The sequence below is a fragment of the Streptomyces sp. NPDC047000 genome (assembly GCF_040644295.1).
In the GTDB taxonomy this organism is placed as follows: domain Bacteria; phylum Actinomycetota; class Actinomycetes; order Streptomycetales; family Streptomycetaceae; genus Streptomyces.
In genome coordinates, this window is record NZ_JBEYWE010000009.1 from 163,063 (window position 1) to 175,473 (window position 12,411).

10 protein-coding genes are annotated in these 12,411 nt (G+C 74.5%); 5 read left to right on the forward strand and 5 right to left on the reverse strand.

Annotation, left to right across the window (positions count from 1 at the left end; genetic code table 11):
* Positions 1-98: 98 nt before the first annotated feature.
* Both ABZ862_RS17160 and ABZ862_RS17165 read left to right on the forward strand, forming a co-directional pair.
* Positions 99-1,934, forward strand: coding sequence for an HSP90 family protein (locus tag ABZ862_RS17160; RefSeq protein WP_360958554.1), 1,836 nt, complete (start codon positions 99-101; stop codon positions 1,932-1,934).
* Entirely contained in the window at positions 1,934-4,894 is a 2,961-nt protein-coding gene (locus ABZ862_RS17165) for a tetratricopeptide repeat protein (protein ID WP_360958557.1), read from the forward strand. Before ABZ862_RS17160 ends, ABZ862_RS17165 begins: the two co-directional genes overlap by 1 nt.
* A gap of 80 nt (positions 4,895-4,974) precedes the next feature.
* On the opposite strand, the gene ABZ862_RS17170 is transcribed toward ABZ862_RS17165, so the two are convergent.
* A complete protein-coding gene (locus ABZ862_RS17170; RefSeq protein WP_360958560.1) occupies positions 4,975-5,835 on the reverse strand; it encodes a calcium-binding protein in 861 nt (286 codons plus the stop codon).
* Between the two features lie 151 nt (positions 5,836-5,986).
* Complete coding sequence (locus tag ABZ862_RS17175; RefSeq protein ID WP_360958563.1) at positions 5,987-7,723, reverse strand: DAK2 domain-containing protein; 1,737 nt, start codon at positions 7,721-7,723, stop codon at positions 5,987-5,989.
* Positions 7,724-7,996: 273 nt separating this feature from the next.
* On the opposite strand from ABZ862_RS17175, the gene rpmB reads away from it, so the two are divergent.
* Positions 7,997-8,182 carry a 50S ribosomal protein L28 gene (rpmB, locus tag ABZ862_RS17180; RefSeq protein WP_004924906.1) on the forward strand — a complete coding sequence of 62 codons (186 nt, stop codon included), beginning with the start codon at positions 7,997-7,999 and terminating at the stop codon, positions 8,180-8,182.
* A 114-nt stretch (positions 8,183-8,296) separates the two neighbouring features.
* On the opposite strand, the gene thiD is transcribed toward rpmB, so the two are convergent.
* Both thiD and ABZ862_RS17190 read right to left on the reverse strand, forming a co-directional pair.
* Positions 8,297-9,106, reverse strand: coding sequence for a bifunctional hydroxymethylpyrimidine kinase/phosphomethylpyrimidine kinase (thiD, locus tag ABZ862_RS17185; protein ID WP_360958566.1), 810 nt, complete (start codon positions 9,104-9,106; stop codon positions 8,297-8,299).
* A 35-nt stretch (positions 9,107-9,141) separates the two neighbouring features.
* Positions 9,142-10,107 carry a thiamine-phosphate kinase gene (locus tag ABZ862_RS17190; protein WP_360958569.1) on the reverse strand — a complete coding sequence of 322 codons (966 nt, stop codon included), beginning with the start codon at positions 10,105-10,107 and terminating at the stop codon, positions 9,142-9,144.
* 203 nt (positions 10,108-10,310) lie between these two features.
* On the opposite strand from ABZ862_RS17190, the gene ABZ862_RS17195 reads away from it, so the two are divergent.
* Both ABZ862_RS17195 and ABZ862_RS17200 read left to right on the forward strand, forming a co-directional pair.
* Positions 10,311-10,544, forward strand: coding sequence for an Lrp/AsnC ligand binding domain-containing protein (locus ABZ862_RS17195; RefSeq protein WP_003973433.1), 234 nt, complete (start codon positions 10,311-10,313; stop codon positions 10,542-10,544).
* Positions 10,545-10,564: 20 nt separating this feature from the next.
* A complete protein-coding gene (locus ABZ862_RS17200) occupies positions 10,565-11,071 on the forward strand; it encodes a DUF3515 domain-containing protein (RefSeq protein ID WP_360958573.1) in 507 nt (168 codons plus the stop codon).
* A 66-nt stretch (positions 11,072-11,137) separates the two neighbouring features.
* Here ABZ862_RS17200 and ABZ862_RS17205 read toward each other — a convergent pair whose 3' ends face one another.
* Positions 11,138-12,298 (reverse strand): D-alanine--D-alanine ligase family protein, encoded by a 1,161-nt coding sequence (locus tag ABZ862_RS17205; protein WP_360958575.1) that lies wholly within the window; start codon positions 12,296-12,298, stop codon positions 11,138-11,140.
* Positions 12,299-12,411 lie beyond the last annotated feature (113 nt).

The following is a 12,411-nucleotide window of genomic DNA, read 5'->3' on the forward strand; positions in this document are numbered from 1 at the left end:
CCGTAGGATGACGCGCTCCGGCCCTCCACGCGGTCGCCGCCTCACACGGGACCGCCCGACCCCGCGCCGTCGTACGTCTCCCCACCGGCGCTGCCACGATGGACTCCCAGACATCTCAGTCATCCCAGGCATCCCCTTCCCCTCAGTCTCCTCACACCTTCCAGGTCGACCTGCGCGGTCTGGTGGACCTGCTCTCCCATCACCTCTACTCCAGTCCGCGGGTCTATCTGCGCGAGCTGCTGCAGAACGCCGTCGACGCCGTCACCGCCCGGCTGGCCGAGGAGCCCGGTGCCCCGGCCCGGGTGCGGCTGTACGCCGAGGGCGGCTCCCTGCGGGTGGAGGACAGCGGCATCGGGCTCACCGAGTCCGATGTGCACAGCCTGCTGGCGACCATCGGGCGCAGTTCCAAGCGGGCCGACGGGCTCCAGGAGGCCCGCTCGGGGTTCCTCGGGCAGTTCGGCATCGGCCTGCTGGCCTGTTTCGTGGTCGCCGAGCGGATCCGGGTCGTCAGCCGCAGCAGCCGTACGCCCGACGCGCCGCCGGTGGAGTGGACGGCGCGTGACGACGGCTCGTACACCGTGCGGACCCTGCCCTCCTCGGCCCGTACCGAACCGGGCACCACCGTGCATCTGGTGGCGCGCGCCGGGGCCGGTGAGTGGCTCGCGGAGGAGCGGGTGCTGGCGCTGGCGCGGGAGTTCGGCTCCCTGCTGCCGTACGACGTCCGGGTGGGCGAGGCGGCCGTCACCGAGCTGCCCGCCCCCTGGGACCGGCCCTACCCCTCCCCCGCCGCGCGCCGGGGGGCGCTGGCCCGGCACTGCCAGGAGCTGTTCGGGTTCACGCCGCTGGACTCGGTTCCGCTGGACGTGCCGGTCGCCGGGATCCGCGGCGTGGCGTACGTGCTGCCGTCGGCGGTCAGCCCGGCGCAGCGGGCCGGCCACCGGGTGCACCTGAAGGGCATGCTGCTCACCGAGCGGGCCGAACAGCTGCTGCCGGACTGGGCGTTCTTCGTGCGCTGCGTCCTGGACACGGACAGTCTGCGCCCCACGGCGTCGCGCGAGTCGCTGTACGAGGACGAGACGCTCGCCGCCGTACGGGAGGCGCTCGGGGAAAGGATCCGCTCCTGGCTCACCGGGCTCGCCGCCGGTGACCCGGAACGGCTGGCCGCGTTCCTCGCGGTCCACCACCTGGGGGTGAAGTCCCTGGCGCGGCACGACCGGGAGATGCTGCGCACGATGCTGCCGTGGCTGCCGTTCGAGACGACCGACGGGCGGCTGTCGCTGGAGGAGTTCGCGCAGCGCCACCCGGTGGTGCACTTCACCCGGACCGTCGAGGAGTACCGGCAGGTCGCCCCGATCGCCTCCGCGCAGGGCGTCGGCGTGATCAACGGCGGTTACACCTACGACGGCGAACTCGTCGAGGCGCTGCCGTCGGTGCGGCCGGGGACGGTGGTCGCGGAGCTGGACGCGGAGACGGTGACCGCGCATCTGGACCCGGTCGGCCCGGCGGAGGAACTGGCGCTCGCGGGTTTCCTCGCGGTGGCGCGGGCCCGGCTGGACACGCTGGGCTGCGACGTCGTGCTGCGCGCCTTCCACCCGCTGTCGGTGCCCGCGCTGCATCTGGACGACCGTTCGGCCCGGCACGAGCAGGCGCGCGCCGACGCCGAGGAGCAGGCCGGTGACCTGTGGGCGGGCATCCTCGGTTCGCTGCGCGGCAGCGCGCCGCGCGCGCGTCTGGTGCTCAACCACCTCAACCCGCTGATCCGCCGGATCGGCGCGCTGAAGGACCCGGAGCTGATCGGCACCGCCACCGAGTCGCTGTACGGGCAGGCGCTGCTGATGGCCCAGCGCCCGCTGCGGCCGGCCGACTCGGCGCTGCTGAACCGGGCGTTCATCGGGCTGCTGGAATGGGCCACCCACGGGGAGGACGGCCACTGATGGATGAGATCACCGATTTCGACGCGCTGCGCCGGGCGATGGCGGAGAACTCCGACCAGCCGGAGGGCCCGGCGCGCAACGCGCGCGCGGAGCGGCTGCTGGCCGCGGCCGAACGGCTGGACGTCCCGCTCGCCGTGATCGAGGCGCTCGGCCACCAGCTGAAGGTCTACAACTACAGCTCCGAGAAGGACAAGATGTTCGTCCCCTTCGCGCGGCTGCTGCGCCTGTGGGACGAACGGCCCGGGGATTTCGACGAGTACGAGACGCACTCGCTGCACTGGGTGTTCAAGTGGATGTCGGCCGGGATGCTGGACCAGCCGCATGTGCCGCTCGCCTCGATCGAGAAGTGGCTCGGTGAGATGGAGCACCGCTACCGGCTGGCCGGTCACTCCGAACGGGCGGTGCGCAGCGCGGAGTTCAGTGTCGCCGCGCATCTGGGGGACATCCCGCGCGCGGAGCGGGCGTACGCGGCGTGGTTGGCCGCCGAGCGGGACTCGATGGCCGACTGCCATGCCTGCGAGCTGCACGGGCAGGGCGGCTGGCAGGCGCGGCGGGGGCGGGACGCCGAGGCGCTGGAGCTGTGGGGGCCGGTGCTGGACGGCGAGTTCACCTGTGCGCACGAGCCGCACACCGTGCTGGCGTCGTCGCTGGCGCCGCTGCTCAGGCTGGGCCGGTTCGACGAGGCGCGCGCCCACCATCTGCGGGGTTTCCGGCTGGTGCGGCCGATGGAGAGCATGCGCGGCGCCTTCGCGGACCATGTCGAGTTCTGCGCGCTGACCGGCAACGAGGCGCGCGGGCTCGAACTGCTCGCGGAGCGGCCCGCGTACTTCACGGACACCGGGCAGCCGCGCAGCCGTCTGGACTTCATGGCGGTGGTGGCGCTGCTGATGGACCGGCTGACCGCCCTGGGGCTCGGCGACCGGCGGGTGCCGGGCGGCAGGGGCGAGGAGCGGACCGCGCGGGAACTCGCCGCCCACGCGCGCGCGGAGGCGCTGGCCCTCGCGGCGCGTTTCGACGCGCGCAACGGCACGTCGTACGTCGGTGACCGGACGCGCGCGCGGATGGCGCAGGAGCCGCTGGCGGACCGGCTGCCGCTGGGCGTGCGCGCGACACGCCCGGCCGGCGGCGTCCCGGGCGCGCCGCCGCCCGCGCCCGCCCCGGCTCCGGCGGCGGGCCGGGACCTGGCGGGGCTGCTGGCCGAGGCGCGCCGGCTGTCGGACACCCTCCAGCCGGACGCCATGGCGGCGTGGGAAGCGGTCGCGCGGGCCGCCGAGGACGCGGAACCGGACGCGCGCACGCGCGCGGAGCTCGCCGACCACGAGGCGATGGCGAGCGGTCCCGACGGCGTGGCGCTGTTCGAGCGGGCCGCACGGCTGTACGCCGAGGCGGGTGACACCGGCGAGTCGCTCGCCGCACGCGCGCGCGGGGCGTACGTGCGGGCGCTGGCGGGCGACACCGCCGGAGCGCTCACGGCGGTCGCGGAACCGTACGACGGGATCCTCGCGCTGTACGCCGAGGAGGGCACCGGGGTGCGGGAGACCGCGTCGGTGCTGATGAGCAGGGCGCGGATCCTGATGCGCCGGCTGCACGAGGAGCACGAGAACGGCACCGCGGGCCCGGGGGGCGCGGAGGCGGCGGAGGGTGCCGCCGAGGCCGCCGAGCGGGCGGTGCGGGAGCTGCAGGCGCTGGTCGGCGGGCACACCGGCAGCGATGTGCGGCTGGCGTCCCGGTCGGCCGAGGCGCAGGCGATGCTCGCGGAGCTCGCGGAGTTCCACGGGGACCCGGAGCGGGCGGCGGGGCTGTTCCGGCGGGCGGTGGGCGAGTTCACGGCGGCGGGGCTGCCGTGGTTCGCGGTGGAGTACGAGGTGCGGGTGGCCGCGCTCGCCCATCAGCTGGACGACATGGCGGAGGCCGAGCGGGCGGTGCGCGCGGCCCTGGAGCTCGGCGGACCGTACGTGGAGGCGACCGGGCGGGCCCAGCTGCACCTCCAGCTGGCCGAGCTGGTCGGTGAGCGGGGTGAGGCGCTGGAGGCCGCGGAACAGGCCCTCCAGGCCGCGCACTGGGCCGACGAGGCCGGTCAGGGGCCGACACTGGGCGCCTGGGCGCGGCACATGCTCGGCGGGTTCCTGCTGCGGCAGGGCCGGTACGCGGAGGCGGCGGAGGTGCTGGAGTCGGCACTGCCGGATCTGAACGCCGAGACGCACGGGGACGGCGCGGTCGTGCAGACGCTGTGGTGGCTGGGCGACTGTCTCGGCGCCCTCGGCGAGCACCGGGCGGCCGCCGAACGGCGCCTCCAGGCCGCCGGGATCGCCCGGCACTGGCCCGAGCAGCACGATCACGCCACGCTCGCCCATCTCGCCGCCGAGTCGCTCAGCCGCGCGGACCTCTCCCACGACGCGGACCGCGCCTACGCGCGCGCGGGCGAACTGTGGCGCGGGGTCGGCAATGTGCACGGTCTGGTCCGCTCGCTGCGGGCCCGCGCGTGGCTGGCGCTGAACACGGACGCGGGCGTCGGCGGGGCGCGGGAGCTGATGGCGGAGGCGCTCGACGAGTGCCAGGCCGGTGCGGACGCGGCGGACGACGAGGAGACGCGGCACCGGCTGGTCGCCGAGCTCGGGCACACCCACCGGCAGTTCGGGGACCTGCTGGCGCGGTCGGTGGCCGAGGACGCGGAGGACGGGGCGATCCGGGCGGCGTTCGAGGCGGGCCTGACCCAGATGGCGGAGGCGGCGGCGGTGTTCGCCTCCCTGGGCGCGGAGGGCCTGCACGCCAGGACCGGTGCGGAGCTCGCCGCGGGGTGGCTGGAGGCCGATCTGGGGCGGTCCGCGGCCGCGGTGGGGCGGGCACGGGCGGTGCTGGCGGCGTACGAGGGCTTCCAGGGGGACGGGGACGGGGCCGACGAGACGGTCCTGGCCCGTCGGGCGGAGGCGGAGCAGCTGCTGGAGCTGCGGGAGGAGTGAGGCGGGGGCGGGTGGGGATGTCGCCCCCGCCCGCCCCCTCCCGTCCCCCGGGGGCCGCGCCCCCGGGCCTCGGACCTCCCTCAGTTGCCGTAGATCCTGTCCTTGCCCGGGCCGCCCGAGAGGGTGTCCGTGCCGGGGCCGCCGTGCAGCGTGTCGTTGCCGCTGTTGCCGTAGATCCTGTCGTTGCCCTTGTCGCCGTACAGCCGGTCGTTGCCGGGGCCGCCGAGGATCAGGTCGGGACCGCTGCCGCCGTGGACGGTGTCGTTGCCCTCGTCGCCGGAGAGGACGTTGTCCGTGCCGGTGCCGTAGAGCGTGTCGTTGCCGGTGCCGCCGTGGCACTCGTAGGCGCAGTCGGTGAGGCGGTCGTTGCCGGAACCGCCGTAGGAGCCCTCGGAGTAGGCGCCGCCGCCGCCGTGCAGGGTGTCGTCGCCGGCCTGGCCGTACAGCACGTCCCGGCCGTGGCCGGTGAGGGTGTCGTCACCCGTGCCGCCGTAGACGCGGGTGTACGCGCCGGAGTCCGCGGCGACCGTCGCCGTGTCGTCGCGGTCGCCGAGGTCGACGATCAGGGAGTCCAGGTCGGACGCCTCGTAGCCCGGTTCGAGGAGGGTGCAGACCACCTTGGTGGTGTCGGAGGCCGAGGGGCGTACGCAGCCGGCGCCGGGGGTCACGGAGACCACGTCGTCCAGGGTGAAGATCATGTAGTACAGCGTGGAGTCCGGGTCCTGCGGGCCGAGCTTCCAGCTGACGGCCAGCTTGTTGGTCTGGCCCTTGGACGCCGTGTAGTACAGCTTGTTGTACTTCACCGCGGCCTGGGCGGGCGCCGGGGCGGCGGCGTGCGCCGCCGGGACGGACAGCGCGGACGGGACGAGCACCGCGGCGGCGACGGCCGCGAGGGCGGCCCCCGTACGGCGGCGGGAGCGGGCGGTTGTGTCGGTCGGCATGGTCGGTTCCCCCTGCGGGTGTGGCCGCGCCGCGCGGTCGGGCGGCGCGCTGGTACGGCGTACGACCCCGGGGAACCGGACGTGGTTGTAGGCGACTTCGGCTTGTTCAGGAGGAGTTCACCTGAGCGGCGGTACGGGCGCTCGCGCCCGGCTACTCCACGCCGATCAGCAGCGGCGCGCCCTGACGGCCGCCCCGGTACACCACCGTGTCGACGGCGAGGTAGCACTCGCGCACCCGGGCCTCCAGGCGTTCCGCGATGGACGCGGGCGCGTCGTCGCCCAGGACGAGGGTGACCAGTTCGCCGCCCGCCGACAGCATGCGGTCCAGGACGGTCTCGGCGGTGACCGCGACGTCCGTGCCGATCACGGCCACGTCGTCCTCGATGAGCCCGAGCACGTCCCCGGCCTGGCAGATGCCGGCCATGGTCCACGCCTCCCGTTCGGCGACGGTGACCTCCGCGTAGCGGGTCGCGCCCGCCGCCGAGGTCATCTGGACGACGTCCTCGTCGAAGCGCCGCCCCGGCTCGTGCACGGCGAGCGCCGCGATGCCCTGGACCGGCGAGCGGGTCGGGATGAGGGCGACCCGGATGCCCTCCGCGCGCGCCTGGTCGGCCGCGGCGGCCGCGGCCAGCCGCAGATCGGTGTCGTTGGGCAGCAGGACCACCTCGCGCGCGTGGGCCCGCCGTACCGCCTCCGCCAGGGCGCCGCTCGCGGGCGGCGCGCCGGGCGGCGCGAGCACGGTGGTGGCACCCGCCTCGGTGTACAGCCCGGCCAGCCCCTCCCCCGGTACGACGGCCACCACGGCCCGCTGGACGCGCTCGGGCAGCGGGCTCTCGGCCCGGTTGGTGTGCACCGCGCCCGCGCCGAAGTGGGTGATCCTGATCCGGTACGGCCGCCCGGCCTCGACGCCCGCCTCCACGGCCGCGCCCGCGTCGTCCACATGGACGTGCACGTTCCACAGGCCGTCGCCGCCGACCACGACCAGCGAGTCGCCGAGCCCGTCGAGCCGCTCCCGCAGGCGCGCCACGGCCTCGTCACCGGCCTCCAGGAGATAGATGACCTCGAAGGCGGGACCGTCCTCGTCCGCCACGGCGGGGTCGGAGCAGACGGCGCCCGTGAACGCGGTGCCGGTGACCGTGCCACCGGTGGCGGTACCGCCGCCGGCCGTGCCGCCCGCGGTCCGGCCGGCCGTGGCGCCCCCGGCCGCGTCCGCCGCCGTCCCCGGGACCTCGCCCGTGAACGTCTCGACCAGGGCCGCCAGCACCGTGACGAGACCCCGCCCGCCCGCGTCGACCACCCCGGCCCTGGCCAGGACCGCCAGCTGCCCCGGGGTCGCCGCGAGCGCGGTGCGCGCCCCCTCGTACGCCGCCCTGGCCACCGTCCCGCAGTCGCCCTCGGCCAGCGCGGCGGCCGCGGCCGCCGCCGAGGCGACCGACAGGACGGTGCCCTCGACGGGGTGGGCCACGGCCTCGCGGGCGGAGTCGGCGGCGTGCCGCAGGGCGAGCCCGAGGCCCGTCCCGTCCGTGTGCGGGGTCGCACCGTCGGCGGCGAGTATCTGGGCCATGCCGCGCAGCAGCTGCGCCAGGATGGTGCCGGAGTTCCCGCGCGCCCCTATCAGCGCGCCGTGCGCCATCGCGCGCACCGCGTCCGCCAGTGAAGGCCCTCCACCCGGCCCGGGACCGGCGACGTGACCCGCGAAGACGGCTTCCACCGCGGCCGCCGCCGACTCGAGGGTGAGGTACAGGTTCGTCCCGGTGTCGCCGTCGGCCACCGGGTACACGTTGATCGCGTCGATCTCCTCACGCACCCTGGCCAGCGCCCCGAGCGCGAGAGAGCACCAGCTGCGCACCGCCAGAGCATCGAAGAATGTCTGCGGCACCCGCGCCACCCGCGCCTCCTTGACCCGACCTGGACGCAGCGTAGTCCCCGGACAGCCGTCCGCCGGAACCGGGCCGGAACCGGGCCGGGCGCGGGCCGCTGATCAGCCATGGTAGTTTCGTTGTACGGCAGCAGCCGTTGTATGCTGCTCCGGTTGCCCGATCCCGATCGGGCCATTCCCCCGGCAAGCCACTCAGATCCTGATCGGTGACCGATCATGTGACCCTGATCCCGGCGTGCCGGGATCAACCGTAAGTGCATCTGAAGTCTTTGGAGTGACCCCGTGGCTGCCAACTGCGACGTCTGCGGCAAGGGCCCGGGCTTCGGCAACAACATCTCCCACTCGCACCGCCGTACGCCCCGTCGCTGGAACCCCAACATCCAGCGTGTGCGTACCGTGGTCGGCGGGACGCCGAAGCGCGTGAACGCCTGCACCTCGTGCATCAAGGCCGGCAAGGTCTCGCGCTGACGCTCGGCTGAGGCGCGGCCCTGCTGGTTCGCTGCAACGAGCCGGTCCACCGACAGGTGGGCCGGCTTTTTGCCGTGCGCTGATCCCGTGACGGCACGCCGGGCCCCCACCGGATCAGCGGCCGGTCCGCAGCGCCCACCCGTGGTCCACCGGACCGATCCCCGCGCCCAGCGGGAAGCCGCCCGCGATCGCCCCGGTGACGTACTCCTTCGCCGCCCGCACCGCCTCCGGCACCGTGCGCCCCTTCGCCAGCCCGGCGGCGATCGCCGAGGCGAGGGTGCAGCCGGTGCCGTGGGTGTGCCGGTTGGCGATCCGCGGCGCCCGCAGCCAGTGCTCCTCGCGGCCGTCGGTCAGCAGATCCACGGCGTCGGCGTCCCCCGGCAGATGGCCGCCCTTGATCAGCACCCAGCGCGGCCCGCACCCCAGCATCGCGGCCGCCGCCTCCCGCAGTCCGTGCTCCGACTCCACCCGCACGCCGGTCAGCCGGGCCACCTCGTCGAGGTTGGGCGTGGCCACGGCCGCCGCCGGGAGCAGCCGGGTGCGTACCGCCTCCAGCGCGGAGCCGGCCAGCAGGACGTCACCGTGCTTGGAGACGCCCACCGGGTCCACCACCGCCGGGGCGCCGGTGCCGGCGATCAGCTCCGCGACCGTCTCCACGGTCCGGGCCGGGCCGAGCATCCCGGTCTTCACGGCCCGTACGCCGATGTCGTCCACCACACTGCGGTACTGCGCCCGCACCGCCGCCACCGGGAGCGGCCAGGTCCCCTGCACCCCCAGGGAGTTCTGCGCGGTGACGGCGGTGACGACGCTCATTCCGTGCACGCCGAGCGCGAGCAGCGTCTTCAGGTCGGCCTGGATCCCGGCGCCCCCGCCGGAGTCGGAGCCCGCCACGGTCAGCACCCCCACCGGGGCAGCCGGGTTCACCGGGGCAACCGCGGCAATCGGGTCCACCGGGGCGGTCACCGCTCGATGTCCCCGAAATGGTCCCAGCCGCCCTTGCTGGTCCACGGCGCCCCGTCGACCGTCACCAGCGGCTGCGCCGAGGGGTTGAGCACCTCGCCGATGACCTTCCAGCGGGCCGGGAGCTTCACGTCCGGCGGGAAGGCCGCCACGATCGCGTGGTCCTCCCCACCCGTCAGCACCCACTGCATGGGGTCGACACCCACGGCCTGCCCGATGTCGTTCATCTGGGACGGGATGTCGATGGCACCGGAACGGACGTCGATACGGACCTTGCTGGCCTCGGCGATGTGCCCGAGGTCGGCGATCAGCCCGTCGCTGACGTCGCACATCGCCGTGGCGCCGAGCGCGGCGGCGGCGGGACCCGCGTGGTACGGCGGCTCGGGGCGGCGGTGCGCCTCGACGAACGCGCGCGGCGAGCGGAACCCCCGGGACAGCACCGCGTATCCGGCCGCAGACCAGCCGAGCCAGCCGGTCACCGCGATCAGGTCACCGGGCCGGGCTCCCGCGCGGGTGACCGGTTCCTGGTTGCGCAGATCACCGAGCGCGGTGATCGACACCATGATCGCGTCGCCGCGCACCACGTCGCCGCCGACCACCGAGGCACCGGCGACCTGGCACTCGTCGCGCAGGCCGTCCATCAGCTCGGTGGGCCAGGCGACCGGGAGTTCGGCCGGGACGACGAGGCCGAGCAGCAGCGCGGTGGGGACGGCGCCCATGGCGGCGATGTCCGCGAGGTTCTGCGCGGCCGCCTTGCGCCCGACGTCGTACGCCGTGGACCAGTCGCGGCGGAAGTGACGTCCCTCCAGCAGGATGTCGGTGCTCGCCACGACCCGCCGGTCGGGCGCCGCGATCACCGCGGCGTCGTCACCGGGGCCCACCCGCACCATGGGGGTGGTGGTGAGCCGGGAGGTGAGCTCCCTGATGAGTCCGAACTCCCCCAGCTCACCCACGGTGCCCTTCATGGTCCGTCCTCTTCTCGTGCTCATGGCGCCCGGTCGCGGGCGGTCGGCGGGCTCGGTACGGTCGAGACGGCCGTCAACTTCTGACGTCCCCGCACCCCCACGCGGGGACCCCGCCGTCCACAGGTCTCCCCGTGACGAGCGGCGACGCGATACCGTGGCGTTCCTTTTCCCCACATGATCCTCGTGGCCGCCCTGGAGGTTCCGTGGTACAGGCGTACATCCTGATCCAGACAGAGGTCGGCAAGGCGTCGACCGTCGCCGAGACGATCAGCAAACTCCCTGGAGTGATCCAGGCGGAGGACGTGACGGGACCGTACGACGTCATCGTGCGCGCCCAGTCCGACACGGTCGACGAACTCGGCCGCATGGTGGTCGCCAAGGTCCAGCAAGTCGACGGCATCACCCGCACCCTGACCTGCCCGGTCGTGCATCTGTAGCCCCCGTCTACCCTGGGCCGGTGACCTCTTGCCGCCGCCGGTCCGCCGGTCCTGCCGTGCTCGCCCTGCTGATCGCCGCCGCGGGCTGCTCCTCGGCGGGGGGCGGGGCCACGGTCGCGGTTCCCCGTCCGGACACGACCACCGCGAAGCTGTGCCGGAACCTGGACGAGGCCCTGCCGCGCAAGGTGGCGGGCCTCGGCCGGGACGACCCCGAGCCCCGGTCCGCCCTCACGGCGGGCTGGGGAGGCTCGGTGATCATACTGCGCTGCGGTGTCACCCGGCCGCCCAGGATGACCGACCCCGCCGTCGCCGAGGGCGCCGACCGCGACGCCGTGGCGGGCGGGGTGAACGGCGTGGACTGGCTGATGGAGAAGCAGGACGACGGCTCGTACCGGTTCACCACGGCCAACCGCCGCGCCTATGTGGAGGTGAGCCTGGCGAGGCAGCGGGTCCAGGACGGTTCGGCGGTGCTGGTCGACCTGGCCCCGGCCGTCAAGAAGGCGATCCCCACGGGGATCGCCGACTGACGGACTCCGGGTGTCACCGGCCGCGGGCCTGCGGCAGCCCGGTGGGGCGGGCCTGGCGCCGCGGCGCTAGCGCAGCCCGGTGGAGCGCCGCAGGGCCGCCTGGACGAGGCGGTCGACGAGCTCGGGGTAGGGGATCCCGGTCGCCTCCCACATCTTCGGGTACATCGAGATGGGCGTGAAACCGGGCATGGTGTTGATCTCGTTGATGACGAACTCGCCGTCGTCGGTGAGGAAGAAGTCGGCACGCACCAGTCCCTCGCAGGAGGCCGCCTCGAACGCCTCCACCGCGAGCCGCCGCACCTCGGCGGTCTCCTCCGCGGTGAGCGGGGCGGGCACCACACCGGGCGTGGAGTCGATGTACTTGGCCTCGAAGTCGTAGTAGGCGTGCTCCTCGGGCGGCGGGATCTCGGCGGGCAGCGAGGCCCGCGGGCCGTCCTCGAACTCCAGGACGCCGCACTCGATCTCCCGGCCGCGCAGCGCGGCCTCGACGAGGATCTTCGGGTCGTGGCGCCGGGCCTCGGCGATCGCGTCGTCCAGCCCGGCGAGGCCGTCGACCTTGGTGATGCCGATCGACGAACCCGCGCGCGCGGGCTTCACGAACAGCGGCCAGCCGTGTTCGCCCGCGAAGTCGACGATCTTCCTGCGGGCGGCGGACTCGTCCCGCTCCCACTCGCGGGGCCGGATCACCACGTACGGGCCGACCTTGAGCCCGAAGGAGGTGAACACCCGCTTCATGTAGTCCTTGTCCTGGCCGACGGCCGAGGCGAGCACACCGGAACCCACGTACGGCGTCCCGGACAGCTCCAGCAGACCCTGCAAAGTGCCGTCCTCGCCGTAGGGGCCGTGCAGCACCGGGAAGACGACGTCGACCTCGCCGAGCACCTTGGGCACCGCGCCGGGCTCGCTGTAGACGACCTCGCGGTTGCCGGGGTCGATGGGCAGCACCACGGCGCCCTCCACCGACTCGGCGAGGCTCTCGACGCTCGGCGTACGGCGGTCGGTGATCGCCATGCGGTCGGGTTCGTCGGCGGTGAGCGCCCAGCGGCCGTCCCCGGTGATGCCGATCGGCAGGACGTCGTACTTGGCGCGGTCGATGGCGCGCAGTACGGCGCCGGCCGTGACCACGGAGATCCCGTGTTCGGAGCTGCGGCCGCCGAACACGACGGCCACGCGCGGCTTGCGGGACGGCTGCTGCTCAGGGCGCTGGGGGAGGTTCTCGCTGCTCATATCGCGTCGAGAGTACCCGCTGACAAGACCCTGACACAGTGTCGGACATCCGCTACCCCCGTTCAGCCGCGGACAACCGCACCACCGGCCCCGCCCCGGCCGCGGGCAGCCGC